Origin of the sequence: Dehalobacterium formicoaceticum (genome assembly GCF_002224645.1) — a bacterium.
Classification (GTDB): Bacteria; Bacillota; Dehalobacteriia; order Dehalobacteriales; family Dehalobacteriaceae; genus Dehalobacterium; species Dehalobacterium formicoaceticum.
On the sequence record NZ_CP022121.1, the window covers coordinates 1,393,950 to 1,419,526 of the forward strand.

At 44.4% G+C, this 25,577-nt stretch carries 25 protein-coding genes; 19 read left to right on the forward strand and 6 right to left on the reverse strand.

What is annotated here, in order from left to right; translation table 11 throughout:
• The first annotated feature begins 3 nt into the window (after positions 1–3).
• The 7 genes from CEQ75_RS06915 to CEQ75_RS06945 all read left to right on the forward strand — a co-directional run bounded on the left by CEQ75_RS06915 (position 4) and on the right by CEQ75_RS06945 (position 7,747).
• A complete protein-coding gene (locus CEQ75_RS06915) occupies positions 4–480 on the forward strand; it encodes an SRPBCC family protein (protein WP_089609674.1) in 477 nt (158 codons plus the stop codon).
• A gap of 18 nt (positions 481–498) precedes the next feature.
• The gene (locus CEQ75_RS06920; RefSeq protein WP_089609675.1) at positions 499–1,092 is read left to right on the forward strand and encodes a hypothetical protein; all 594 of its coding nucleotides are present in this window, start codon (positions 499–501) and stop codon (positions 1,090–1,092) included.
• Positions 1,093–1,107: 15 nt separating this feature from the next.
• On the forward strand, positions 1,108–3,612 hold the full coding sequence (locus CEQ75_RS06925) for an ABC transporter permease (RefSeq protein ID WP_089609676.1): 2,505 nt from the start codon (positions 1,108–1,110) through the stop codon (positions 3,610–3,612).
• 20 nt (positions 3,613–3,632) lie between these two features.
• Complete coding sequence (locus CEQ75_RS06930; RefSeq protein WP_242965393.1) at positions 3,633–4,340, forward strand: ABC transporter ATP-binding protein; 708 nt, start codon at positions 3,633–3,635, stop codon at positions 4,338–4,340.
• The gene (locus CEQ75_RS06935) at positions 4,334–5,527 is read left to right on the forward strand and encodes an HlyD family secretion protein (protein WP_089609677.1); all 1,194 of its coding nucleotides are present in this window, start codon (positions 4,334–4,336) and stop codon (positions 5,525–5,527) included. Before CEQ75_RS06930 ends, CEQ75_RS06935 begins: the two co-directional genes overlap by 7 nt.
• Positions 5,528–5,660: 133 nt before the next feature.
• Positions 5,661–6,404 (forward strand): SGNH/GDSL hydrolase family protein, encoded by a 744-nt coding sequence (locus tag CEQ75_RS06940; RefSeq protein WP_089609678.1) that lies wholly within the window; start codon positions 5,661–5,663, stop codon positions 6,402–6,404.
• Entirely contained in the window at positions 6,404–7,747 is a 1,344-nt protein-coding gene (locus CEQ75_RS06945; protein WP_089609679.1) for a condensation domain-containing protein, read from the forward strand. The genes CEQ75_RS06940 and CEQ75_RS06945 overlap by 1 nt, the downstream gene beginning before the upstream one ends.
• A 107-nt stretch (positions 7,748–7,854) precedes the next feature.
• Here CEQ75_RS06945 and CEQ75_RS06950 read toward each other — a convergent pair whose 3' ends face one another.
• The 5 genes from CEQ75_RS06950 to CEQ75_RS06970 are packed head-to-tail and all read right to left on the reverse strand — an operon-like array spanning position 7,855 to position 13,389.
• Positions 7,855–9,780 (reverse strand): molybdopterin biosynthesis protein, encoded by a 1,926-nt coding sequence (locus tag CEQ75_RS06950; protein WP_089609680.1) that lies wholly within the window; start codon positions 9,778–9,780, stop codon positions 7,855–7,857.
• Positions 9,777–11,063, reverse strand: a complete 1,287-nt coding sequence (locus CEQ75_RS06955) for a molybdopterin molybdotransferase MoeA (protein WP_089609681.1) — start codon at positions 11,061–11,063, stop codon at positions 9,777–9,779. Before CEQ75_RS06955 ends, CEQ75_RS06950 begins: the two co-directional genes overlap by 4 nt.
• A 16-nt stretch (positions 11,064–11,079) precedes the next feature.
• The gene (locus CEQ75_RS06960) at positions 11,080–11,790 is read right to left on the reverse strand and encodes an ABC transporter ATP-binding protein (RefSeq protein ID WP_089609682.1); all 711 of its coding nucleotides are present in this window, start codon (positions 11,788–11,790) and stop codon (positions 11,080–11,082) included.
• A gap of 1 nt (position 11,791) precedes the next feature.
• Positions 11,792–12,484 carry an ABC transporter permease gene (locus CEQ75_RS06965; protein ID WP_089609683.1) on the reverse strand — a complete coding sequence of 231 codons (693 nt, stop codon included), beginning with the start codon at positions 12,482–12,484 and terminating at the stop codon, positions 11,792–11,794.
• Positions 12,485–12,498: 14 nt separating this feature from the next.
• Positions 12,499–13,389, reverse strand: coding sequence for an ABC transporter substrate-binding protein (locus CEQ75_RS06970; RefSeq protein ID WP_089609684.1), 891 nt, complete (start codon positions 13,387–13,389; stop codon positions 12,499–12,501).
• A 427-nt stretch (positions 13,390–13,816) separates the two neighbouring features.
• Between CEQ75_RS06970 and fapR the strand changes: the two genes are divergently transcribed.
• From fapR to CEQ75_RS07030, 12 genes are all read left to right on the forward strand, one after another.
• Entirely contained in the window at positions 13,817–14,395 is a 579-nt protein-coding gene (fapR, locus tag CEQ75_RS06975) for a transcription factor FapR (protein WP_089609685.1), read from the forward strand.
• Between the two features lie 12 nt (positions 14,396–14,407).
• Positions 14,408–15,397, forward strand: a complete 990-nt coding sequence (gene plsX, locus CEQ75_RS06980; RefSeq protein ID WP_089609686.1) for a phosphate acyltransferase PlsX — start codon at positions 14,408–14,410, stop codon at positions 15,395–15,397.
• A 9-nt stretch (positions 15,398–15,406) separates the two neighbouring features.
• Positions 15,407–16,393 (forward strand): beta-ketoacyl-ACP synthase III, encoded by a 987-nt coding sequence (locus CEQ75_RS06985; protein ID WP_276327730.1) that lies wholly within the window; start codon positions 15,407–15,409, stop codon positions 16,391–16,393.
• Between the two features lie 16 nt (positions 16,394–16,409).
• Positions 16,410–17,363 carry an enoyl-[acyl-carrier-protein] reductase FabK gene (fabK, locus tag CEQ75_RS06990; protein ID WP_089609688.1) on the forward strand — a complete coding sequence of 318 codons (954 nt, stop codon included), beginning with the start codon at positions 16,410–16,412 and terminating at the stop codon, positions 17,361–17,363.
• Entirely contained in the window at positions 17,356–18,297 is a 942-nt protein-coding gene (fabD, locus tag CEQ75_RS06995) for an ACP S-malonyltransferase (RefSeq protein ID WP_089609689.1), read from the forward strand. Before fabK ends, fabD begins: the two co-directional genes overlap by 8 nt.
• Position 18,298: 1 nt before the next feature.
• Complete coding sequence (gene fabG, locus CEQ75_RS07000) at positions 18,299–19,054, forward strand: 3-oxoacyl-[acyl-carrier-protein] reductase (RefSeq protein WP_089609690.1); 756 nt, start codon at positions 18,299–18,301, stop codon at positions 19,052–19,054.
• Between the two features lie 48 nt (positions 19,055–19,102).
• Complete coding sequence (gene acpP / locus CEQ75_RS07005; protein WP_089609691.1) at positions 19,103–19,339, forward strand: acyl carrier protein; 237 nt, start codon at positions 19,103–19,105, stop codon at positions 19,337–19,339.
• Positions 19,340–19,533: 194 nt separating this feature from the next.
• A complete protein-coding gene (locus CEQ75_RS07010) occupies positions 19,534–20,508 on the forward strand; it encodes an NAD(P)H-dependent flavin oxidoreductase (RefSeq protein ID WP_089609692.1) in 975 nt (324 codons plus the stop codon).
• Positions 20,509–20,510: 2 nt separating this feature from the next.
• Positions 20,511–21,749, forward strand: a complete 1,239-nt coding sequence (gene fabF, locus CEQ75_RS07015; RefSeq protein ID WP_198306654.1) for a beta-ketoacyl-ACP synthase II — start codon at positions 20,511–20,513, stop codon at positions 21,747–21,749.
• 60 nt (positions 21,750–21,809) lie between these two features.
• Positions 21,810–22,538: a ribonuclease III gene (rnc, locus tag CEQ75_RS07020; RefSeq protein WP_242965394.1), complete on the forward strand. Its 729-nt coding sequence runs from the start codon at positions 21,810–21,812 to the stop codon at positions 22,536–22,538.
• Entirely contained in the window at positions 22,538–23,632 is a 1,095-nt protein-coding gene (locus tag CEQ75_RS07025) for an elongator complex protein 3 (RefSeq protein ID WP_089609694.1), read from the forward strand. The genes rnc and CEQ75_RS07025 overlap by 1 nt, the downstream gene beginning before the upstream one ends.
• Positions 23,633–23,653: 21 nt before the next feature.
• On the forward strand, positions 23,654–23,914 hold the full coding sequence (locus tag CEQ75_RS07030) for a stage V sporulation protein S (RefSeq protein WP_089609695.1): 261 nt from the start codon (positions 23,654–23,656) through the stop codon (positions 23,912–23,914).
• Between the two features lie 52 nt (positions 23,915–23,966).
• Here CEQ75_RS07030 and CEQ75_RS07035 read toward each other — a convergent pair whose 3' ends face one another.
• On the reverse strand, positions 23,967–25,574 hold the full coding sequence (locus CEQ75_RS07035; protein ID WP_089609696.1) for an ASKHA domain-containing protein: 1,608 nt from the start codon (positions 25,572–25,574) through the stop codon (positions 23,967–23,969).
• Positions 25,575–25,577: the final 3 nt, after the last annotated feature.

Sequence of the window (25,577 nt, forward strand, 5' to 3'; positions counted from 1 at the left end):
ATCATGGGATATGCCGAGTCCAGCATTTTAATCGCAAAAAACGTTGCGGAGGTATTTCAATTTCTTTTGGCAGGGGAAAACAATAAGTTTTGGCGCTCAGGTATTCTGGATATTCAGCGAGTACCGGATCAGCCGGTAGTGGTAGGCACCAAATTTATTCAAGGCATGAAAGGACCTTTTGGCATACGCATCAAAGCCGATTACAAGATTATTTCCTGTGAAATGAATAAAAGGATATCTTTTCAAGTAGTGAACGGCCCCACTCAACCGGTAGGCACCTTTTTACTGAAAAAAAGAGGAAAAGGAACATATCTTACTTTTTCCATGGAGGATACCAGAGAAAGGAAGGGCAATCTTCTGGGGATCTGGAAAAAAAATCACCACCAAAGGGTAGTGGGGGCGGTCAAAAACCTCAAAACATATCTGGAATCACCGGCATATAAACAGAAAGTTTTAGTTAGCGAAGAACAAAAATCTTAAAACGGAGGCAAAAATGCCATGAATGAAAATTTGTTATGGGTACCCAGGATGCTGATGATCGGCTCCGCAGGACGAAACAGCGGAAAGACGGTTTTGGCCGACGCTCTCATTCGTCAATGGAAATCCAGACAACCTGTCTTGGCCTTAAAAGTAGCCACCGTGCAGGAGTTAGGCGGTGCCTGTGTGCGTGGAGGAAAAGGCTGTGGTTTATGTTCAAGTCTGAAAGACAGGTTTGAAATCGATGCGGAGACAGATCCCACCGGTGATAAAGACACTAATCGGCTGCTGGCGGCAGGAGCTGACCAGGTATACTGGCTAAAAGCCCAAAAGGATTATTTGAGAGAGGGGACCCGAGAGCTGCTGGCACAAATTACCTCCGATGGGATTATCATCTGTGAATCCAATAGTCTGAGGAATGTGGTACGCCCCGGCTATTTTATTATGATTGACAATTGTGGTGATGCTCCTTGGAAAAAATCAGCACGGGATGTAGCGGAGAAAGCAGATTTTATCCTGAGATCTCCCGTAGAGGAAAGTATCCCGCAGATATTAGAAAAAGTAAACCATGATTTTGGCTGGGTTTTAGATCATCTGATGAAAAAGCAGGCATAATTCCCCGGAGGCAAAATGAATATTCTCTTACGTTTTATTGTTAAATCCATGCTGGAAAAAAAATTAAGGACAGCGCTGATCATTTTTGCCGTGACCATTTCTGCATCTTTGTTTTTCGCTTCCTCGTCCATCTCCGACAATCTTATTGAAATCTATATGCAACGCGTAATGCAGACGTCAGGCAATGCGGAAATCCTCATCAAGCCGGGGGAAGATTCCCCTGCTCCTTTTGTCAATGTAAATGCAGCTGAAAAAGTCAGAAATCAAACGGAATACATCATTAAAGGGATTGACCGCAGGGTAAATCATCGTCTTGGTCCCAAACAATACGATTCGATGAATTTATGGGGTTTGGATCTGGAGGATTATAAAAATCTGCATGACCTTGTGATTATCGAAGAGAAAAATCTCAGACCCTTTACCAATAATAAAATCATTATAAGTCAAGCCACGGCGCAAGCATACCAATTGAAACCGGGGGATGAGATGGAGTTTTTCATCAACGGCGTCAGACGAAAATTTCAGGTAGCGGCCATTGCTGCCCCGGCAGGACTTTTTTTAAATGAGTCCGGGGCCACATACGGGATTGCACCATTTGACACCGTCAGCCAATATGTAGACACTGGGGGTAAGCCCAATGTGATCTTTGTCAAAGGCAAGGACCCGGCACAGGTGTCGGCACTAACCCAGGAGTTAGCCAAACATTATCCCAGATATGAGGTAGCCCCTCCCTTTACGGAAAAGCAATTTGCCGCTCAGGCTGGCGTGATCGCGACCCCGCTAATGTTAGTCACGGTTATGATCAGTTTTATGAGCATTTTTATAATCTACTCCTCCTTTAAAGTTATTACCCTGCAAAAGATACCCCTTTTGGGCACCTTTCGCAGTGTGGGCGCCAGCAAAAAAGTGGTGCATCAGGTGATGCTTCTGGAAAGCCTGATTTACGGCTTTCTGGGTGGAATCTTATCTTGTGTTCTGGGTGTCGTGGTTTTATATTTCCTGACGGTGACGGCTATTCCCTCAGAAATGCGGGGTTTGATTCCGGTAACCATGCATGTTTCTCCTCTGAGGATGTTTTTCACTTTTATATTGGCTAATGTGATCTGTTTTGCCAGCACCCTTTTGCCTATTATGAGGGTAGCCAATATTCCCCTCAAGGAAATTATTCTGAATCAGGTGTCTTCGCCTGTTAAAAGTAAGCCCAGGAGAATGCTGTTGGGATGGGTGCTGCTCTTTTTATCTATACTCTTACCCTTCGTGGTGCCCAGCTTTCTGGCTTTACCCGGCACCCTGGCTGCCATGTTTTGCGCTTTTTACGGCATGGTTCAGGTCCTGCCTCAGGTGTTACAGGGCAGCACTCTGATCCTCGGAAAACCCTTTGCCTTGGTATTTGGTAATATGGGAGGGCTGGCATTAAGAAATCTAAAAGGGGATAAGAGCATCCTGAATAGTGTGACATTGATTACCATAGGAATTGCAATTTTATTGATGGTGAATACGGTGAGTGTAAATATGGTCACTGAACTGATCGATACCGTGGGGCGAACTATGATATATGACATTAAGGTTTCTTTGCCTCAAATGGGGAAAAACCATGTGAGTGTCATCACCAGAAATCCTAACGTGAGCGAGGTTTATCCTATCTATCAGACCTATGAGGTGGAAATTGAGGAGTATCAAGATAAAATCAGCATGATTGACGGGGTGAATGGAACAGATTACCGGGAGTATATTCAGGTACGCTATCTGGGGGATCAACAAGCTATGTTCCAGAAATTACAGGAGGGACGCAATATCATTCTGACCACTACCTTCCAAAAAAGGCATGGCTTAGTCCCAGGTGACCGGATGGCGCTTCATCTGCCCAAGGGTGAAAAGGAATACACCGTAATTGGATTTATGGAAACGATGTTGAATGCGGGAGGTTTTGCTTTAATTGGTGACCGCTATGCCAAAATGGACTTGGCAGAAAATTATTTTTCCGGAGTTTATGTGAATCTGAAAGCTGGAGGGGATCCGGCGGCAGTGCGGGAAGAACTGAAAAAAGCTCTAAAAGAAGACCAACCTGAGGTTGAGACCACGGAGGAATTTAAACTGGCCTTTCAAAAAAGCAACCAGCAGTTGATGAATATGCTGACCGGGTTTACTTTGGTAGCTTTGCTCATTGGTACGGTGGGGGTAGTGAACAACCTGATGATTAGTTTTATCGAAAGAAAACACAGCATTGCGGTTTTTAAATCTGTAGGAATGAGCAGGAAGCAGGTCATCATCATGATTTTGGCCGAGGCTCTTTGTCAAGGGCTGATTGGCGGAGGTGCCGGTATCTTGTTAGGGAGTATTTTGGTGGGCACGATGCCTCTTAGTCTGGAAGTGATGAAGATGGCTATGCCCATGCGCCATATGCCGGATATTTTTCATTGGTATTTAGCAGGAGCTATTCTCATCACGGTGGCCGCTTCTTTGCTCCCAGCCTTGCAGTCATCAAAATTACAGGTCATACAGGCTGTTAAATATGAATAAGGAAGATGAAGGAACCAAGTATGAATAAAAATACAGCACAACAGATGGGCAGTGAACAGTTAAATATCATTGAAGCCACCGGCGTCTATAAAAGCTATCCCTTAGGGGAAGTCCAGGTAGACGTCTTGATGGACATCAATTTAAATATTAAGCAGGGCGGTTTTTACTCGATCATGGGTCCTTCCGGCTCCGGAAAAAGTACTTTGCTGTATTTACTAGGCGGGCTGGACAAACCGACCAAAGGCAGCATCAGGGTCAAAGGCAAGGAATTGGTTGGAATGGAAGATGAGGAGGAAAGTAAGATGAGAAGGCGGGAGATGGGATTTGTTTTTCAGTTTTACAATCTGATCCCTAATTTGAGTGTGGAAGAAAATATTATGCTGCCGATTTTGTTGGATGGGAAGAAAATCAAGGATTATGAAAAGGATTTGCGAGAGATTTTAGAGGTTGTGGGCTTGGAGGATAGAGGTAAATTCACGCCTCGGGAATTATCCGGTGGGCAGCAGCAAAGGGTGGCGATTGCCAGAGCATTGATCAACCGTCCTGATTTGATCTTGGCGGATGAGCCCATCGGCAATCTGGACAGTAAAACAGGGACAGAAATCATGACGCTTTTTCAAAAAATTAATCTGCAACAAGGGAAAACCATTATTCAGGTCACTCACTCCCAGGAGGCGGCCGGTTATGGAACCCATCTTATCTCGGTGCGGGATGGACGAATATGTTAATCATTCAAGATCAACCAGGTGGTGGAAAAATGAAAAAATGTCTGACAGTTCTCTTATTGATGGTATCTTTAATCGGGACATCATGCAGTAACGGCGATGGGGAAACAGCGGGTGGTACGGAGGAAACCGTTACCTCGGCAGAACCGGGTATTGAGGTTTTTGGTGAAGTGGTGGTGGAAAATACAAAGGAAATCATGATTGATTTTCCCGCTGCTGTGGAGGAGATTTATGTAACAGAAGGGCAAACTGTGAGCAAGGGTGATCCCCTGATTCGTCTTAATTTTGAACAGTATCGAAACGAAATTGAACAAATGAAAAAAGAAATATCCCTGAGAGCTTTGGAATATCAAAGCAAGGTGGGGGATGTAAGTGCCCGGGAAAAAGAGCTGCAACGGTTGAAGAATGAAAAAAGCACAAAAAGTGCAGGATTATCAAAGGGCACCGACCCAGAACTAAAGAGGCTGCAGGCGGAATTGGATCGGGCCAAACAAGCCGCAGCAGATGCCAAAAATGATTTTGAAATCAATCAGGAGCTTTTTGACGCCGGCGCCTTACCTCAGGTGGAGTTGGACCGATCGAAAAGCGCATATCTGGAACAGACTCAGGTTCAGGAATCCTGTGTTCAAACCTTGGCAAAGGCAAAAAGCAACTTGGCAGAAGAGCTGAGGATCTTAGACACGACCATAGCCTCATTAGAGACAGAAATATCCCAGGCCGGAAAGGACAATCAATCCGCCCGGGATCAGCAAAGTCTGAACGAAGAGATGCTAAGGCTGAGGGTTCGGTCCATGGAGGAAAAAATCAGCAAAAGTTATTTTTCCGGGAATGATATTATATCAGATCTGGATCAGGGTGTGATAGCTCAAATTAATTGCGTGACGGGCAATGTCCTGGGAGAAGGGAATGACACCAGTATTTTGCGCATCATGGATATGGGCAGTATTCAGGTTGTTGCTGATGTGCCGGAAGAATTTATTGATGAAGTTCAGCTTGGCGCCCAGTGTGAAATTACCTCTTACCATGATAAATTAAACACCTTTACAGGTAAAATCAAAAAAATATCAGATTTGGCGCTGCCCCAGGAAGGGGAAAAAATCATTAAGGTATACATTGATGTGATGGAAGGGAAAGAAGCACTGAAACCCGGGTTTAGCGTAGATGTTAAATTTCAAGGAGATAAAAGTTAATAAGCTCCAGCGAAAGTCCGATTGAGCAGATGGCTCTTTGGTAGGGTGTACCTATCGGGGGTCCATCTGAATTAAGAACTTGGGTCAAAGAAGATAAATTAAAAATTAGCTTAAAGTTAATGTAGGTGAGAAAATGATGTCAGATGGCATGGTGAAAAAACTCCTATGTTTGGGAGATAGCATTACGAAGGGAATTTTTAGCAGTAATTATCTAAATTTAGCACAAGAGATGCTTCAAGAGGCAGATATTAAGATCATCAATGGCGGAGTAAACGGAGATTTATCTTATACACTAAATCAGAGGCTAGAGTCAGCCTTGGAGTATGCACCCGATTATATAACTCTTTTAATTGGTACTAATGATATTTTAATCAGCAGTTTTGATAAAATTCGTAACATGGCTGTAAAAGGGAAAAAGCTTAAAAAAGGTTATGTAACTACAAAGGAGGCCCATATCCGGGAAGTTGCTATGATTCTGTCTCAAATCAAAAAGAAATCTCAGATCAAGGTGGCTCTTTTTTCCATTCCTATTTTGGGTGAGGAGATAAATAGTTTGGTAAATCAGCGGATTTTTGATTACAATGAAGGACTCCGTCACTTGGCAGCACAAGAAGATATTGTTTACTTGGATTTGTATACCATGCAAAGGAACTATTTGGAGAAAAGTCCACAAATCCCTGGAATTATCGTTAATGAAGATATTTATAATCAGATTTATCTGGCTTTTATGAAACATTTTTTTCTAAGATGGTCATGGGACAAGATATCCAATCGTAATAAGATGCAGCTTACCATTGAAGGTGTTCATTTGAATTCGGTATCTGCCGAAATGGCTGCACGATTAATCTATGATTTTATTAATAAGGGAGACGACTAATGACGAATAAAAAGGATATTCAGGCAGGCTATATGGAAAGCGGGTATTGGGCTTTCGAAGGGAAGTTAGGCTGTAATACCATGTATTTAATTACCCGTTTTAAGAAAGAGTTGGATTTGAAAATTTTAAAAGAGAGCTTAGAAAATTTATCCCGGGACTTGCCTCTGCTATCTCGAAGAATGAAAAAAGGTTTTTGGCGGGATCAGTGGCAGGTAATTCCAGATTTTGATATTCAAAAATTGATTTACCTCTATGAGGTAGATCTGGAGAATTTTTATGATCAAGCCTATGAAATTTTTATAAAAATGCAGGATAATCATATTACCCTTGAGAAAGAGCCACCGTTGAAATTAAAAATATTCAGGAACAAAAGCGGAGAAGAAAAACTAGTAGTATTTTGCATTCATCATGCCTTGGCAGACGGCAGGGGATGTTTTCAATTGGTTGAACTGCTGGGTAAGTATTACCATAGTATTTTGCATCGAATTCCATTTACTCCCCCTAAAAATGAGCGTCGGATGTTAAAATTCGTAACTTCTTTAAATTTGAAACATGTACTAACGATGTTTATGAGTAGCCTGAAAGGGATATCTCAGACAGTTAAGATGACATCGTTTAAACCTTTGATAAAAAATGAGATAACAAAGGACGAGGGAAATAGGGAGAATATTGAAAGAATCATTCTGAGCGAGGAAGATCTAAAAATGCTTAAGAATTTCTATCAGGATTATTCCTTTACGGTCAATGATATAGTACTGTTGTTAACTTTGAAATTTATGGAACTACATAATCAGGCTTTAGAAAAGCCTTCTGATTATGTAGGGGTGGCTTTAGGGATAGATTTAAGGAAGTATTTAAAGATGGATTTTTTAAGTATCAGCAACTTCTCTGCCATGGAAATGTTTATTGTTTCTCAAAAAGATCTCGCAGATTTGGGCACTATGAAACAAAAATTGCAGGATTTTAAAGAAAAACCCATCGGCCTTGGATTTGTTTTTCAATTTTTTCTAAATAGTATGTTCCCCATTAAGCTTCAAAAGAAGATTCTTGATAAATGGGCTCGAGATTTTATTATAAAAGGTTCAGAAATTATGGTTCAAACCACCAATGTGGGGAAATTGGATGATTATGTTGTACCATTTGGAGATTTAGTGGAGAATATTTCATTCGTTGGCCCTTCTCCCCGATACGGTTTTCCTGAAATCAGTATCTCTGGATACAAGAATACCTTGACTATTTACTTCACCAAGTATTATGATTCAAATCAAATTAATCTGAAAACAAAAAATGAATGGAATGGCTTTTTAGAGGAAATCCTTCTTTGGAAGAAGAAGGCATCATAACCTACTGCTTCTTGATCAAATTCCAAGACTCCCACTTCTATAAGTGGGAGCTCCTATTTTCACTTCAGGTGGGGTAGATTCCCCATCAGAAGCCCCGATGTTCAGCTTTAGCTGAACGAGTTCACTTCTCCGATTTCATCTAATTTATAACCTCCAAGCTGGTGGAGAGCAGCTTTAAACTCCGGAGACTGAAGGGTACGGATAAATTCCTTGATCATATCCAAGCGCAAATACCTGGTAGGAATAGCAAAATCATAGGATTCCTCAGCAAGGGGAATGAAGTCTAAACCCATAGCCCGAGCCGCGGATAATACACCCATACCCAAATCCGCCGAATTCGATGAGATGGCGGCTGCTACTGCCATATGGGTGGTCATTTCCCGATCATAGCCGCTGATTTCCCCGGGATTAATACCTAAACCTTTTAATTGATAATCTACCAATAATCTCGTTCCGGCTCCTTTCTGCCGATTGACAAATTGAAGATCTTTTTCCTTAATATCGTTAAATCCCCGGATTCCTTTAGGGTTACCTTGCTTGACCATAAATCCTTGAATTCTTTTAACCCCTTTGATCAGTGACATATCCATATCCCCAAGATAGCGTTTGATATAGCTTACATTATAACTTCCGTCCCTTTCATCCAGTAAATGAATAGGAGCCAAATGTGCTTCTCCTCTTTTTAAAGCCATAATCCCCCCTAGACTGCCCACATGAGCAGAGGCTAAAAAATAAGGGGAATTTACCTCTTGCATAAGATTTACGATGATATCCAATAAAAGATCATGGCTCCCGATAGACACAATGGTGTGATCAATTTCATCCATAGATTTTAGGAGCTCAATTTGAACCTGCTCTCCTCCTTCCACTCCTTCGCTTTCCTGGGGGATCACCAATATCCCGTCAGCTCTCACCAGAGACATAGTCATTCCTGCTCCTCTGTTTAATGGTGTGGCAATAAGTTTATGATCCACCTTTCCTAATTTCATGCGTACATATTCTCGATTTTGAAGGGATGAGACAATTCTTTTCGAGACTACAGCTTCTACCAAAGGTCTTTCTTTCGGCCTTTGACCTTGAAAGGCTTTAATCAGAGGACTGGCAAAGGTTTCGAAGGCAAAGAAGGCGGATACCGGATAGCCGGGAATACCAATAATAGGTTTTCCCTCAATGATGCCCAGGATGGTGGGCTTTCCCGGCTTCGCAGCAATTCCATGAACCAGCACCTCTCCCAGTTCCCTGATCAAGTTGACGGTATAATCTTCGGATCCTGCAGAGGAACCGGCATTAACAATCAAGATGTCGTTTTCCTGAACAGCTAGGGATATTTTTTCTTTCAAAAGCTGATAATCATCGGCTACCGGCTGATAACGGCAGGGAATTCCCCCCAATTGACGCGTCATTCCGGCAAAAACCCAGGAATTAGATTCAATGATGCTGTCGACCTTCATAGGTGCTCCCGGTTCTATGATTTCTGATCCTGTAGGAATAAGTCCGATTCTTGGTTGCTGATAAACATTTATCTCCGTAATACCACCGCTTAGCAAGGCACCTAAATCTACCGGTCTGATCTCATGGTTGGCAGTAATAATCAGCTCCCTGGCCACGATATCTTCACCAATGGGTCTGATATGCTGCCAAGGAGCCGCCCCTTTGATAATTTCAAAGGTATTTTCGTCAATTTCCACCAGATCTTCAATCATGATAACTGCATTAAAGGGTTCACAGATGGGATCTCCCGTATCCAAAAAAACAAAATTTTCATTCAGTTTCAGCTGAATAGGGTTTCCCTCTGAAGCCCCGAAAGTATCTTTTGCTCTGACAGCAATGCCATCCATGGCTGAGGCATTGTAATTTGGCGAAGAATATTTGGCAAAAACCGGTTCTGATGTGATCCGCCCTAAAGAATTCACAGTGTTGATGACTTCCTTTTTTAAGTCTTTTATGTCGGGTGCGGCCCTATCCATAAAAAGCTCAAGGGCTTTATCCACTTCTAAATTGGAGAGATATACATTTCTTTCATGGATTTTCAATTCATCTTCACCTTTCCTCTTAAAAACTTCAAACCAATAATCTTATCGTAACCATCATAACAGGGTAACTTGAACAATTTCTCCTTTTTAATACCCTCTTTGTTTTGCTCGATTCTTACATAACCATCAGCCCTGGTCATTAAAGAGATGGCACCGGATTTACCATGAATTGGCTTGGCTAGATTATGCCCATCTTCCTTCTCGATCAACACCGGCTGATACGTTTCCTTGCCGGGTGCAGCATGAATATTGGCATCAGCGATCGCCATCAAAGAAATATTTTCTCGGCCCTTGTGACAGGTCATTTGGTTCATCAGGGTCTCAATGAATATTTTAAAAATAATGATGGCTGAAACCGGGTGACCGGGCAGGCCAAATAAAGCAGTGTCTCCCGCTCTGCCGATAATGGTTGGTTTACCCGGTTTTACGGCTACTCCATGGACAAAAACACCGGGAGGTCCTAAGGAATCAATGACCTGGGCCGTAACATCTTTTTGGCCTACCGAGCTGCCTCCGGATATAATTAAAATATGGTTATCCGGGAGCAAAGACAGTAATTGATCTTTCAATCCTTGAAAGTCATCGGCAAGCACTCCTTTAAAGGTCACAATCCCTCCTGCTTCCGTAACCATATTGGCCAGCGCATAGGTGTTAATATCTCTGATTTTACCTAAGGGAACAGATCCAAAGGGATCGACAATCTCATCTCCCGTGGAAATCACTGCAACGCGGATCTTTTCAAAAACCTTAATACGAGCTATGCCCGCACCGGCCAAGGCACCAATATCCGAGGGCTTTATTCTCCGCCCTTTTTTGATAATACATGTTCCTTCTTTTAAATCCTCTCCCCTCATGATCACATTCTCACCCGGGGCGGAAGGACGATGGACAGCGATGGTGCCGGTATCCATCTGTTCCACATATTCTAACATCACCATGGCATCGGCACCTTTGGGGATCATTCCTCCGGTAGGCACATAAACAGCCTGTTCCGAGGAGACGGTTAGCTGTGTCACCTCCCCCATCTCTACTTTTCCGATGAGCTCCAGAAACACAGGCAAGCTATCGCTGACGCCAAAGGTATCCTTAGCATGCAGAGCATATCCATCTACTGTTGCCCGCTGAAATTCAGGCAGGGGCACCGGAGAAATAATATCAGCAGCAGCTACCCTGCCTAAGCTTGCGCAAGTATCAATCTCTTCATGATCCAAGGATAGATCAGCAAAATAATGACTTAATTTATCTTTCGCCCCGGATACTGAATCGACATTCAGCAGTTTCATTTCACAGCCTCCATTCTTATATGATTAATTCTCCCTTAATAAAATTCTTGGTTGCTGTCTCTTGAGGATTGTTGATGATGGTGTCCCGGCTTCCTTTTTCGACTATCCTTCCTTGATCCATAAAAACAATATCTTGACATAACCTTTTGGCTTGCACAATATTATGGGTAATTATGATCACTGTGGTTTTATTTTCTTTATTAATTTTTTTGATCATTTTCTCCATGACAAATATGGAGGTAGGATCAATATTAGCTGTGGGTTCATCTAAGAAAAGCAATTTAGGCTGAAAAACCAAGGCTCTGGCCAAAGATACTTTTTGGATTTCTCCGCCGGAAAGAGTCCCGGTTTTTTGATTCCGCAAAAACCAAAGGTCCATTTCCTCTAAAATAGTTTGCACCTTGGTTTGAATAATTTCTTTTTTCATCTTTCTCAGCCTAAGAGGATAAGCTACATCGTGAAAAACCCTGGTACTGAGTAAATATGGCTTCTGAAAAACCAAGGTCATATCCATGGTAGTTACCTTATTTGGCGGGAGGCCATCGAAGAAAATGTCTCCCTGGGTGGGTGATTCCAATCCGGCCATTATTTTTATCAGGGTGCTTTTTCCCGCTCCATTGGGTCCGATAATCCCAACGATAGTTCCTTGAGCTATATTTAAGGTATCAATATCTAGGACCTTCCGATCTCCATAGACCTTAGAAAGATTTCTTATCTGCACATTCACCTTACGAATCTCCTTGCTGAAAGTGGTAGAGAATAGAATTTATGATAAAAGCCAAGAGGAGCAATACGATGCCAATGGCAATTGCCAAATCATACTGGCCCATACTTTGGAGCATGGCAATAGTAGTGGTCATGACACGAGTATGACCTTTAATATTTCCCCCCACAATCATCACCGCACCTACTTCGGACACCGCCCGGCCATAGCCGGTAATAATGGCGGTAAAAATATTCACGCGCAGTTCATGAATCAAAAGAATAAGCACTTGCCATCTGTTGGCACCTAGTGTTTTTCCTAGTAACTTGACTTGCTCACCTCTTTCTTTAGTACCATTAAACACAATTCCGGTAATAATAGGAAATAGAATACATATCTGGGCAAGAATCATCGCTGTGGGCGTAAAATTAATTTCTAAAAAGCCCAAGGGGCCTTTGCGGGAAATGAAGAGAAAAACAACCAAGCCCACCACCACTGGCGGCAGGCTCATAAAGGTATAAAGTATTCTAATGATAATTTTCTTGCCAGGGAAGTCTTTCAACCCCAGCCAGATGCCTGAAGGTATGGCCCCCAGGGCAGCAATTAAAGTAGAAGTAAGGGAAACATACAGAGATAAAAGAATGATGTCATAAACTTCTCTATTCAAAGATGTTAGGAGCGTCAGAGCACCTTTTAATCCCATCCATATTTCACTCACTGGTATACACCTTCTTATTGAGCATTTGGTATGAACAAGGACTGTTTATATTCCTCCATACCAAATTTACTAATCAGTTGCTGGGTTTCTGCAGATAATATCCAATCGACAAAAACTTGGGCGGCGGCCTGGTTAATCTGATCATTCTTTTCAGGGTTCACAGCAATCACACCATATTGATTAAATAATCTGCCCTCTCCTTCGGTGACGATGACCAAATCAACCTTATCCTTAATGGATAAATAGGTGGCTCTGTCCGCCAAAGTGTATCCATTCAGTTCATCAGCCATCATAATCACATCACCCATACCTTTTCCGGCTGAAAGGTACCAATCACCCTGAGGCTCCATGTTTCCCTCTGCCCACAAATTTAATTCCATTTTATGAGTTCCGGAATCATCACCTCGGGAGACAAAATTTTCCTGCTTTTCTTCGATTAATTCAAAAGCCTTGATAATGTCCTGGGGCGCATTTGTCTTGATTCCTGCAGGGTCATCCTTCGGCCCCACCAGAATAAAATCATTATACATGACATCAAATCGTTCTATACCATGTCCCTCTTGAACAAATTTCTCTTCATCAGCTTTAGCATGGACGAGTAATACATCTGCCTCTCCGTCCATTCCCATCTGGAGGGCCTTACCGGTTCCCACGGCAACAACCTTCGTATCAATGCCCGTTTCTTCCTTAAAGACAGGGAGAATATAATCTAATAGACCACTGTTTTCTGTGCTGGTGGTTGTCGCTAGAATTAAACTTTTGTTTTCCGCAACTGGTGCACTATTTCCTTGGTTTTGTTGATCTCCCGGTTCAGAAGATGTATTGGAGCTTCCGCAGGCTGTTAGCACAAGCAGCAATAAGCAGAGGGATAAAACCAGACTCTTTTGTTTTGAAAACCCTTTCATTTTGAATCCTCCTTGATTATCATTAACTACTGATCTAGGGGTCAGTATCTGTGAGAAAAAAGTAAACCCTTATCCTATGTGGCACATTATTTTAATCCATATCTTAACATAATGCTGATAATAATGATGTTAATTTATTATTAAAAATTTATGGAGCAAAAGGACATTTCCATGGTTCATCACAGTAATGGAATAGAGAGAGGTACAACGCATAAAAGACTCGCAGTAAAAATCATTTATTTTGAAGCTGATTAAAGGTAACTTATGATGTCAGCAATTATCAGTCGGTCGGTTTTTCCCGGATATGCAGGGTTTTAATCGTAAAAACGCCAATTTTGTATCCTTTATTTTCTTGCATCCTATTATTCTCTGGGTTATAATACCTTATAACCTGGTCATAATATTAGATGATATTTAAGGTGGTAAAATGGAACCAAGATTTTCTGGGCGAAAGAAAAGACATCAATATTTGGAAAAATATCTTGAAATGCATCCTTTTGTCACGGACGACGAACTTGCTCAATTTCTGGGGGTGAGTGTTGCCACCATCCGATTAGATCGTCAAATATTAGGTATTCCGGAAGTTAGAAAAAGGACGCGCTTTGTGGCACAGGATGCCTTTGAAAAACCTACAGCCCTCGACACTCATGAGGTTGTAGGTGAATTGATGGATTTGGAATTGAACAAAAGCGCCATCTCTGTCCTAACCATTACGGAGGACATGGTTTTAGCAAAAACCAAAATCGCTCGTGGTCATCATTTGTTTGCCCAAGCCAATTCTTTGGCGGTAGCAGTGGTCGGTGCGGAGATTGTTTTTACAGGCAGTGCCCGCATTCGTTACAAAAGACCTGTTTATCTTGGAGAGAAAATCGTTGCCAAGGCTACGGTAAAGACCCAGCGGGGCACAACCTTTCTGATCTCAGTGCATTCTAAGGTTGATTTAGAAATTGTTTTTAAAGCGCAGATTGTATTGTCCGTTCAGGATCATAAGTTTAAAAGGGACTGAGGAGGCTTTTTCGTGAGAATCGCAGTAGATGTAATGGGGGGAGATTATGCCCCCGGGGAAATTATCACCGGAGCGATCCAGGCTGGGAAGCAGTTTCCTGATACAGAGCTTATTTTAGTCGGTCGAGAGGATCTGATTAAAAAGGATTTCTCCCAGCTTCCTTCCAATATCAGGATGCACCATGCTTCAGAAGTAATGGGTATGGATGAATCGGTGGAATCATTAAGAAAAAAAAAGGATTCCTCCATTTGGGTAGCAACAAAACTGGTGAAAGATAAAGAGGCAGACGCCGTGGTTTCGGCAGGGAGTACGGCGGCTCAGATGGCTTCCGCTCTGCTCCTGTTGAAAAGGATCGAAGGGATTGATCGTCCGGCTATTTCCGCCATTTATCCCACCCTCCAGGGAGGAAAGGTAATTTTGGATGTGGGGGCCAATGCCAATGCAGAAGCCAAACAATTGGTGCAATTTGCACTGATGGGCAAGACTTATGCCGAGGTGATCCTCAAGATGCAAAATCCCAGGATAGCCTTATTATCCAATGGCTCGGAAGAAGGCAAAGGGAATGAAACCGTCGTTGCTGCCCACCAATTATTAAAAAATACTCAATTGAATTTTATTGGTAACATCGAGGGCCGGGATATTCCGGCAGGAACTTATGATGTCGCGGTATGTGATGGATTTGTGGGCAATGTCCTGCTTAAAGTATCCGAGGGCCTGGGAAGCGCCTTATTTGCATTGATGAAAAAGGAATTTGAAAAGGATCTGCGGGGAAAATTAGGAGCAGCCCTGCTTTTACCCGGCTTAAAAAATATCAAAAAAATGATGGATTATGCTGAAACGGGCGGCGCTCCTCTTTTAGGCGTAAAGGGTGTCAGTATTATTTGCCATGGAAGCTCCAAGGCTCGTGCCATTGAGAACGCAATCAGAGTAGCAAGAGATTGTGTCGGCGGGCGTTTTATTGAGCAAATGGAAGTATCAATTGGTCAGGAAGGTGGAAGTTAATAGATGGAAATACGATCCGTAGGTATTGCCGGAGTAGGCTCTTATGTTCCGGAACGCATTTTAACCAATGACGAATTGGAACAGATGGTAGATACGAGTGATGAATGGATTAGGACCAGAACGGGTATTTCTACCCGTCATATTGCGGCAGAAAACCAGGCGACTTCAGATTTAGCTTATGAGGCGGCAAAGATTGCACTGGAGGATGCGGGGTTAAAAGCGGAAGAGTTAGATTTAATTATCGTGGCTACCAGTTCTCCGGATATGCTTTTTCCGGCGACCTCCTGTATTTTGCAGGAAAAATTAGGCATCAAGGGCAAGCCTTCCTTTGATATGGAAGCAGCCTGCTCCGGCTTTATTTATGGTTTGGCCGTGGGAGCTCAATTTATCGCTACAGGCATTTACGAAAATGTATTGGTTGTGGGTGCAGAAACCCTGAGCCGCTTGGTAGATTGGGAAGATCGGAATACCTGTGTCCTTTTTGGTGATGGCGCAGGTGCTGCTGTTTTAAGACCAGTGGAAAAAGGGAAAGGATTGCTTTCCTTCTACCTTGGTGCAGATGGCGGCGGAGGAGATTTGCTGAAGGTTGCCGCCGGGGGAGCGGCGCTGCCGGCCAGTTGCGAAACGGTTGAAAACAGGCTTCATTTCATTTCTATGAAAGGCAATGAGGTATACAAATTTGCGGTGCGGGTAATGGGAAGCGCAGCTGTAACGGCTTTGGAAAAAGCAGGTCTCAGCAAGGATGATGTATCTTTTGTGGTTCCTCATCAGGCTAATATACGCATTGTGGAGGCTGCCATGCGCCGTTTGGGGCTGCCTATGGAGAAAGCCTTTATTAATTTAAATAAATATGGTAATATGTCTAGTGCTTCCATTCCGGTGGCTTTAGATGAGCTTTATCGGACCCAAAAACTGAAGGAGGATGATATCCTGGTATTGGTTGGCTTTGGTGCCGGTCTTACCTGGGGATCTGCAGTAATTAAGTGGAATAAGTAAGTCAGGGAGGGGAAATATGTTTCAGACGGAACTCTGTAAACTACTAGATATTCAATATCCCATCATTCAGGGGGGTATGGCCTGGGTGGCTACGGGAGAATTAGCTGCTGCTGTTTCTGAAGCTGGGGGGTTAGGAATTGTAGCAGCGGGAAATGCGCCCCCGGACATTGTGCGGCAGGAAATTCGTAAGGTACGGGAGAGGACCCAAAAGCCTTTTGGCGTTAATGTTTATTATCTTTCACCCTTTGTGGATGATGTCATTCAAATTGTCATGGATGAGAAAATCCCGGTAGTCACTACCGGAGCGGGGAATCCGGGCAAACATGTGCCGCTTCTTAAAGAGCAGGGAATTAAGATCATCCCGGTGGTATCATCACCGATTTTGGCCAAAAGACTGGAGCGGGTAGGTGCGGATGCTTTTATTGCCGAAGGCATGGAATGCGGCGGTCATGTGGGTGATATTACCACCTTCCCCTTGGTGCCCCAGATTGTTGATGCCGTAAAAGTTCCTGTTGTCGCTGCCGGAGGTATTTATGACGGTCGGGGCTTGATAGCTGCCCTCGCTTTGGGGGCATGCGGGGTTCAAATTGGCACTCGTTTTATCTGCGCCACTGAATGCACAGCCCATGAAAATTTCAAAAAAGCAATTATTAATGCCAAAGAGAGAGATACAGTTTTAACCGGTACGGACGGTCACTTTGTACGGGTGCTCAAAAACAAACTAACCAAAGAATTTGAACGCATGGCGCGAGAAAACGCTGTGCCGGAAGATATTGAAAATCTGGGTACCGGACGATTGCGGGCCGCCGTGGTGGACGGGGATGTGGAAATGGGGTCCCTGATGGCAGGACAAATTGCCGCCGCGATCACAAAGATTCAACCGGCCCGGGAAATTATTGATGAAATTATGATGCAAGCGGAAAAAACCTTAAACTCTTTATCTTCTCTCAAGGAGGAAGCTCATGAATAAAATTGCCTTTGTCTTTCCCGGACAAGGATCCCAGTATGTGGGGATGGGGAAGGAATTTGCCGATCATTTCCCGGAGGCGGGAGCAGCTTTTGCCGAGGCGGATCAGGTTTTAGGCTTTCCTTTAACAAAAATTTGCTGGCAAGGACCTGAGGAAGAATTAAAAATTACATACAACACTCAACCGGCACTGCTTGCGACCAGCATTGCTTGTTTAAGAATATTAGAGGGACATGGCATCAAGGCAGACTTCACAGCCGGACACAGCTTAGGTGAGTATTCTGCCCTGGTGGCAGCCGGTGCCTTGGATTATCTGGAAGCTTTAAAATTAGTCCGCTTTCGGGGTGAAGCTATGACCCAAGCGGTACCGGCGGGAGAAGGAACCATGGCGGCCGTTTTAGGAATGTCCAAAGAACAGATTCAGGAGCTCTGTGCCAAAGCCGGTGCTTACGGTGTGGTGGAGCCGGCAAATTTTAACTGCCCCGGTCAGATTGTCATTGCCGGTGAGACACCGGCTGTGGAAAAAGCGGTAGCAATGGCGAAAGAAATGGGCGCTAAAAGAGCGCTGCTCCTGGCAGTAAGCGGGCCTTTTCATTCCAGTTTGCTTGTGACTGCTGCAAAAGCCATGGAAGCACGATTGCAAGAATCAAATATCAAAGATGCTCTGCTTCCGGTAGCCGCCAATGTCAATGGCCGGTTGATTCAGACTCGTGAAGATATTCGGGAAGCCCTCACCGAGCAAGTAGATCATCCTGTTTTATGGGAAGACTGTATCGCAGCCCTGATGGAAGCCGGCGCAAATATTTTTGTGGAAGTTGGTCCGGGGCGGGTGCTTGGCGGCTTAATTAAGAAGATTTCCAAGGATGTTCAGATTTGTAATGTAGAAGACCTGGCTTCTCTGGAAAATACACTTGCGCTTTTAAAGGAGTGTCGCTAAAATGGGTTTAGAAGGAAAGGTAGCTTTGGTCACAGGAGGTTCCCAAGGGATTGGCAAAGCCGTAGTTTGGGAATTGGTACGCCAGGGATGCCAAGTAGGTGTAAATTATGTGGACTTTGGTCAGAATAGGGAACAAGCTGAGGCTTTGGTAAATGAAATTCAAGCAGCAGGCAGTCAGGCCATGGCTGTTCAGGGTGACGTTGCCGTCGCAGCAGAAGTGGATGCCATGGTGCAAGCTGTAGCAGAACATTTTGGCCGGATAGATATTCTAGTAAATAATGCCGGGATCACTAAGGATAATTTAATCATGCGCATGAAGGAGTCCGATTGGGATGATGTGATTAATGTGAATCTTAAAGGCACCTTCAATTGTTGCAAGTCCGTTGTCAAGTTGATGATCAAGCAAAGATACGGTAAAATTGTCAATGTGGCATCTGTCGTTGCCTTGATGGGCAATGCCGGTCAGGGAAATTACGCTGCCAGTAAAGCCGGTATCATCGGTTTAACCAGGTCATTGGCCAGGGAACTGGCCGGCAGAAATATTAATGTTAATGCGGTAGCCCCCGGCTTTATTGCCACAGCGATGACCGATCAATTGCCGGAAAAAGCTCGGGAGAGTTTAATCAGCCAGATTCCTCTGCAAAGGTTAGGTACCGCGGAAGATGTTGCCCGAGTCATTGCCTTTTTGGTGTCGGAAAATGCTGACTACATTACCGGTCAGACCATTCCTGTGGATGGCGGTATGGTAATGAATTAGATAAAGTTTGAAGTTTATGAAGTTTATATTGAAAGGGGGTGAATTTAGTTGTCCGTATTTGATAAAATTAAACAGATTGTAATTGATCAACTAGGTGTAGAAAATGAAGAGCAGGTTACCATGGAAACTTCCTTCAAAGACCTGGATGCTGACTCCCTTGATGTTGTTGAACTCATTATGGCGTTAGAAGAAGAATTTGATACTGAAATACCTGATGAGGATGCAGAAAAACTGACCACCGTAGGAGCTGCTGTCGAGTACATTAAGGAGAAACAAGAGGCTTAAGGTATTTAAGATCCCCGTAGCTCCACTACGGGGATCTTTTACCTGACAAACTTGGCGAAAGCCTCCCGCTCTCGCGGCAGTCAAACGCCAACTAAGTCATGCATTAGCAGTTCTAAACCTGGTAAGAAAATCGCTTATCAAGTCAAGAACCTGTGTCAAAATAAGGTGATCAGGATAGGGATTGGGGGATAAAAATGCATTTACCTGCGCTGATAATAGATAAAATTGTTGCCAAGATACCCATTATTCAAGGAGGAATGGCAACTCGTGTCTCTACCTCCCGTTTAGCAGCAGCGGTAGCCAACGAAGGTGGCATTGGAATCATTGCTGCAACCGCAATGAGTCCGGATGAATTAATTCAAGAAATAAGAACAGCGCGAAAATTATCTTCAGGAATTATTGGTGTAAATGTTTTATTTGCGGTACGAGATTTTGCCCTTCTGGTGAAAACAGCCTTGAATGAAGGCATTGATTTAGTAATTTCCGGCGCTGGTGTAGCGCGTGATATGTATAAATGGGGCAGAGAAACAGATACCCCCATTGTACCCATTGTTTCTACGGCAAAACTTGCGTCCATGGTAGAAAAAATGGGTGCCTCCGCCGTGGTGGTGGAAGGTAAAGAGGCTGGGGGGCATTTAGGCACCGACCGGCGCGTAAGGGATATTGTACCTGAGGTGCGAAAGGCAGTGGATATTCCTGTGATTGCGGCCGGTGGGATTATTAACGGAGCGGATATTCGGGAAGCTTTTACCTGGGGTGCCAATGGAGTGCAAATGGGTACCAGATTCGCTGCCAGTGAGGAATCCAATGTTACCGATGAATTTAAACAGATGTATCTGAAGGCGAAAAAAGAGGATGTTATTTTGATTAAAAGTCCTGTGGGTTTACCGGGCAGAGGGCTGAAGAGTACCTTAACTGAGAAATTGCTGCGTGGGGAAGATCTTAGCCCTGCTAAATGTAATGCTTGTTTGAAAAAATGTTCGAAAAATTTCTGCATCATGGATGCTTTAAATAGTGCTCAGCAAGGATCCATTGAGGATGGGCTGGTATTTTGCGGAGAACAAGTGGAAAGAATTAAAGAGATTCTTCCTGTGAAAAAAATTTTTGAAAATCTCAAAGCGGAGTTGGCCGCTTTGCCGGATCTGCCGGAACAAAAGGAGGCGACATGAATTTGAAGAATCGAGTTGTCATTACCGGGATGGGTGTAATTACTCCCGTTGGGAATGATGTGGAGACATATTGGCATTCCTTGATGAATGGAATCTCTGGGATTGGGCCCATTACTCATTTTGATACTACAGGATATACCACGAGAATTGCCGGTGAAGTGAAAGATTTTGATCCGACTAAATTTATTGATAAGAAAGAAGCCCGGCGTATGGATCGGTATTGTCAGTTTGCTGTGTCGGCAGCCAAAATGGCCCGTGAAGATGCTGCTCTTGATATGAATACTGTAGACGGTCATCGGGTAGGGGTGATTTTGGGCAGCGGCATCGGCGGTGTTGCCACCATGGAAGAACAAAAACAGGTTTTAATGGAGAAGGGACCGGGACGGATTAGTCCTTTCTTTGTACCCATGATGATCAGTAATATGGCCGCCGGTCAAATTTCCATTGCTTTTGGTGCTTATGGGATCAATGAAACTATCGTCACTGCCTGCGCCTCAGGTACCAATGCCATCGGAGATGCTTTTAAAGTGATTCAGCGGGGCGATGCAGATGTGATTTTTTCCGGAGGCACGGAAGCTCCTATCACTCCTCTTTCCGTAGCAGGTTTTTGCTCCATGAAAGCCATGTCCACGAGAAACGAAGAACCGGAGAAAGCCAGTCGCCCATTTGACAAGGACCGGGATGGTTTTGTCATTGGGGAAGGGGCCGGGATTCTAGTTCTGGAATCCTTGGAGCATGCCCAAAAGAGAGGTGCGAGGATCTATGCTGAAGTCGTAGGCTATGGATCTACAGCGGACGGCTATCATATTACCGCTCCGGCACCGGAAGGGTCAGGGGCTGCCAGAGCAATGGCCAATGCTTTGGAGGATGCAGGTATCAAGCCGGAAGAGGTAGATTATATTAATGCTCATGGAACTTCCACTGATTTAAATGATAAGGGAGAAACCCAGGCCATTCATTCGGTCTTCGGCGAAGCTGCCTCAAAGGTCGCTGTTAGCTCTACCAAATCCATGATTGGTCATCTCTTAGGTGCAGCCGGTGCGGTGGAAGCAATTGCCTGCACTTTAGCCATTAACCATAGAATGCTTCCGCCGACCATCAATTATGAAACTCCGGATCCGGAATGTGACTTGGATTATGTACCCAACCAGGCGCGAGAGGCAGAAGTGAATGTCACCATGTCCAATTCTCTCGGTTTTGGCGGACATAATGCCACAATTGTCATCAAAAAATTTGCGTAAAGCTGCCAAGGGACGGGAACACCGTCCCTTTTTCTAAATATATCTTGGGAAGGTGAAAGTATGGATATGAATCAGGTTCGGCAATTTGCACAAAAACTGGCGGGGATGGGTATTAATTTAACAGATTTGGATCTTTTGAAGCAGGCCCTCACTCATCCCACCTATGCTTATGAACATAAAAAACAAAAATTGTTCCATAATCAGCGCTTGGAATTTTTAGGGGATGCGGTCTTGGGTTTGGTTATGGGAGAGTATTTGTATCAAAAATTTCCTCAAAAACCGGAAGGGGATCTCACGAAAATGCGTGCGGCGGTAGTTTGTGCCGCCTCCTTGGCGGAACAGGCCAAAAATCTTGATTTTGGCAGTTATCTTTTGTTGGGTCGGGGAGAGGATTTAAGCGGTGGGCGGGAAAGGAATTCCGTTTTAGCCGATGCTTTTGAAGCTGTCGTGGGAGCCATTTATTTGGAGTGCGGATTGGAGGGCGCCCGGAAATTTCTCATCGGTTCCTTGGCAGGAACCGTGGAACGCCTTGAGCATGACAACATGGGAGATTACAAAACCATGCTGCAGGAATTGGTGCAAAAGTATGATGATGAAGGGGTCTCTTACACCATTCTCCATGAATCCGGCCCGGACCATCAAAAGGTATTTGTGGCCGGTGTTAAATATCGGGACGAGTTACTAACCCAAGGACAAGGAAACAGTAAAAAGGAAGCCGAGCAAAAGGCTGCTCAGGCAGCTTTGGAGACCGTAGATTCCTGGAGACATCTTATTACGGAGAAAAAATAATGGGCCGGGCCAAAAAACATATATTACCCTTTTTTATTCCTCATTTAGGCTGTCCCCATCAATGTATTTTTTGTAATCAGCACCATGTTTCCGGTTCTTCCGGTTTCCCCAGTGATGATGAGATTGCAGCAGCAATTCGTACCTGGGACCGGGCAGAACCGCCGGAGATCGCTTTCTATGGAGGCAGCTTTTCCGGACTGGATTTCTCCTGGCAGCGCTATTTCCTTACCCCGGCTTTTCAAGCCCTGAAAGAGAAAAAAATCAGCGGCATCAGAATTTCCACCAGGCCTGATTATATCAATCCTCAGATCCTTACTTTTTTAAAGTCTTTCGGTGTCAACACTATCGAATTGGGTGTGCAGTCCTTGGATGACCAGGTGCTGGCATGTGCCGAGCGGGGTCATACCGGGAAGGATGTTCTTGATGCCCTGGATTTGCTGAAAAAGGAAGGTTTTATCACCGGAGTGCAGTTGATGCCGGGACTACCGGGAGACAGCCCCCATAAGTGTATCCAAGGGTCCTTGACCCTGGCCCGTTTTCAGCCTAATCTGGCAAGAATTTATCCTGCATTGGTGCTAAAAGATACGTTTTTGCATAAACTCTTTCTAGAGGGAAGCTATCAACCCTTAAGTTTGCAGGAAGCTGTTGAGATCAGCAGAGACATGTTGGCCATCTTTCGCCTTTTTGGTGTTGAGGTGATTCGCACCGGTTTACAACCAACCAAAGATCTCACTCCGGGAGAGCAATTGGCTGCCGGTCCTTTTCATCCTGCCTTTGGCGAATTAGTGGCGGCAGCCTTGGTTCGGGAACATTTGACTGTCCTGATCAGAGACTTCATGACCGGGAGATCTGAAAAGATAATCATCTTATGGGGTTCGCCCCGGGACTGTTCCCTGATGGCAGGACATAAAAAGGAGAATGTGATTTTTTTGAAGGATCAGTTTCATTTGCTGCATATTAAAATTGTTGGCAGCTGTACTATGGAACGGGGTAGTTTCGGGATTTCACTTGTTGATTCCGAGCAACCTGATTTTGTGCTTCCGGAGAGGCAATTTCTCCTTCGATATGTTAATCAAAGGTTGATGGCAATCTGAGAAAATGAGGGGGTAAATGGGATGGAGGTTTTACGGGTAGCGGGAGATTCTGATGTAAAAGCTGTGGCAGGAGCATTAGTGGCAGTATTTAAAAGCCGGGGCAGGGTGGAGGTGCAAGCTGTAGGTGCAGGAGCTGTGAATCAGGCCATTAAGGCCATCGCCATCAGCAGGGGTTTTGTGGCCCCCAATGGAATTGATTTAGTTTTCATCCCGGCTTTCAGTGAAGTGGAGATTAATGATGAGAAAAAAACCGCCATCAAGTTTTTTGTGCAAAAAAGATAGTGGGGTAAAAATCAAGGAAGATAAAAGGAAGATAAAGAGTAGGAGAAGGAGGTTATTTCCCCCTTCTCCTTTTATTTAATTTATCCTGAACACTGGGATAGAGATCCAGATTAGTATGGGGAAGAAATTTGCTTCCGGCGTACTTATCCATAAAGCTGATATTATCATTCATTTCAAAGTAGGTGATTTTAGCGGCGATCTTTTCACATTCCAGTCTTTTGGCGTTGGAGAGGAGTACTTGACGGGCTCCTTCACCAGAGCTGTTGCCCAAGCGGATCATCCGTTCCCGAGGCAAGTCCGGATAGAGTCCAACGGTGACGGCGGATTCGATGGGAATATATTGGCCGAAGGCCCCGGCAGCATAGAATTTGTAGATTTCCTCCATGCTGCAGCCCACCCCTTCCACGAGAACCTCCAATGCGGTGTTAACAGCCCCTTTGGTACGCATGAGATTGTTAATGTCCTTTTGACTGATAAAAATATCCTTGCCATGGGCTGTTTCATCCTTTGTTACCAAGATAAATGCTTCCCTGCCATCAAAAAAATGGGCGGCCCGATCAATGAGTCCGCTGAGAAACAGCTCTGCCAAAGCGTCGATTAGACCGGAACCGCAAATCCCCTTGGCGGGAGTACCATGAATGGTGGTGTAGGTGACATGAAAATCATCATCGATGGCGACACTGTCAATGGCGCCTTCTTCCGCCCGCATACCCCACTCTGTGACACCCCCTTCCAAAGCCGGTCCGGCGGCACCGGCACAGGCGACCAGCCAATCCTGATTGCCGATGACAAACTCACCGTTGGTACCTACATCGGCAAACAAAGATAGTCCTTCTTCCTTGTGCATTCCGCTGACCAAAATCCCCCCGATGACATCTCCCCCCAGATAACTGCCCACACTGGGCAGACAATAAAGGGGAGCCAAAGGATGGATCTGAAGGCCGATTTCCCGGGCGGTAATGATCTCCGGATTGTTCACCATGGGAATATAAGGTGCCCGGCAAATAGAAGCAGGGTTGAGCCCCAGCAGAAGATGAATCATGGTTGTATTGGCACCGAGACACACGGCAATGATATCCTCTCTCTTTATGGAAGATCCCTGACAGACTTCCTCCACCAGGCTGTTTAAGGTTTCGACAATTAAACCCTGCAAGGCTGCCAAACCTTCGGGACTGGCGGCGGCCATGATACGGGATAAAATATCCTCCCCCAGTTGAATCTGATGGTTATAATCCGAGGCCTGTCCTAAGATTTGACCTGTGATCATGTCCACTAGATAAACCACTACCGTAGTGGTGCCGATATCCACGGCAACACCTAGGTGAAAGGCAGACTGATCTCCCTTTTCGATCTCCATCAAGCGCCAGGATTGTACTTGTTCCTGAGCATCAAAAAAACTATCAGCCGCCAGAGTGACGGTTATTTGTTGATCTTGGCTTTGACGGATTTTCTGGATTTCCGCCATTTTTGAGAGGGGAATGGTAACTGCTGTGCCTAATTCCCTGACCAGAGTCTGACGCAAGGTATCCACATCTCCCCGGTTATCGCCGCCCCGGCGGGGAGGTAATTTTATGACGATTTTTTTTGTTAAAGGATCTAAAGGAAAAGCAGAAGACGATGTTTGATCTGACAGAATCACGATTTTTTTCTTCTTATCCATTTA

Bases quoted from the DNA above. Each gene is read 5' to 3' on its own strand.
- CEQ75_RS07025 (WP_089609694.1), top strand. From the start codon at position 22,538: ATGGGCCGGGCCAAAAAACATATATTACCCTTTTTTATTCCTCATTTA.
- CEQ75_RS07035 (WP_089609696.1), bottom strand. From the start codon at position 25,574: ATGGATAAGAAGAAAAAAATCGTGATTCTGTCAGATCAAACATCGTCT.
- CEQ75_RS06940 (WP_089609678.1), top strand. From the start codon at position 5,661: ATGATGTCAGATGGCATGGTGAAAAAACTCCTATGTTTGGGAGATAGC.
- rnc (WP_242965394.1), top strand. From the start codon at position 21,810: ATGGATATGAATCAGGTTCGGCAATTTGCACAAAAACTGGCGGGGATG.
- CEQ75_RS07010 (WP_089609692.1), top strand. From the start codon at position 19,534: ATGCATTTACCTGCGCTGATAATAGATAAAATTGTTGCCAAGATACCC.
- fapR (WP_089609685.1), top strand. From the start codon at position 13,817: ATGGAACCAAGATTTTCTGGGCGAAAGAAAAGACATCAATATTTGGAA.
- CEQ75_RS06970 (WP_089609684.1), bottom strand. From the start codon at position 13,389: ATGAAAGGGTTTTCAAAACAAAAGAGTCTGGTTTTATCCCTCTGCTTA.
- CEQ75_RS06935 (WP_089609677.1), top strand. From the start codon at position 4,334: ATGTTAATCATTCAAGATCAACCAGGTGGTGGAAAAATGAAAAAATGT.
- CEQ75_RS06955 (WP_089609681.1), bottom strand. From the start codon at position 11,063: ATGAAACTGCTGAATGTCGATTCAGTATCCGGGGCGAAAGATAAATTA.
- CEQ75_RS06930 (WP_242965393.1), top strand. From the start codon at position 3,633: ATGAATAAAAATACAGCACAACAGATGGGCAGTGAACAGTTAAATATC.
- fabK (WP_089609688.1), top strand. From the start codon at position 16,410: ATGTTTCAGACGGAACTCTGTAAACTACTAGATATTCAATATCCCATC.
- CEQ75_RS06915 (WP_089609674.1), top strand. From the start codon at position 4: ATGGGATATGCCGAGTCCAGCATTTTAATCGCAAAAAACGTTGCGGAG.
- CEQ75_RS07030 (WP_089609695.1), top strand. From the start codon at position 23,654: ATGGAGGTTTTACGGGTAGCGGGAGATTCTGATGTAAAAGCTGTGGCA.
- CEQ75_RS06920 (WP_089609675.1), top strand. From the start codon at position 499: ATGAATGAAAATTTGTTATGGGTACCCAGGATGCTGATGATCGGCTCC.
- fabD (WP_089609689.1), top strand. From the start codon at position 17,356: ATGAATAAAATTGCCTTTGTCTTTCCCGGACAAGGATCCCAGTATGTG.
- CEQ75_RS06945 (WP_089609679.1), top strand. From the start codon at position 6,404: ATGACGAATAAAAAGGATATTCAGGCAGGCTATATGGAAAGCGGGTAT.
- fabG (WP_089609690.1), top strand. From the start codon at position 18,299: ATGGGTTTAGAAGGAAAGGTAGCTTTGGTCACAGGAGGTTCCCAAGGG.
- CEQ75_RS06925 (WP_089609676.1), top strand. From the start codon at position 1,108: ATGAATATTCTCTTACGTTTTATTGTTAAATCCATGCTGGAAAAAAAA.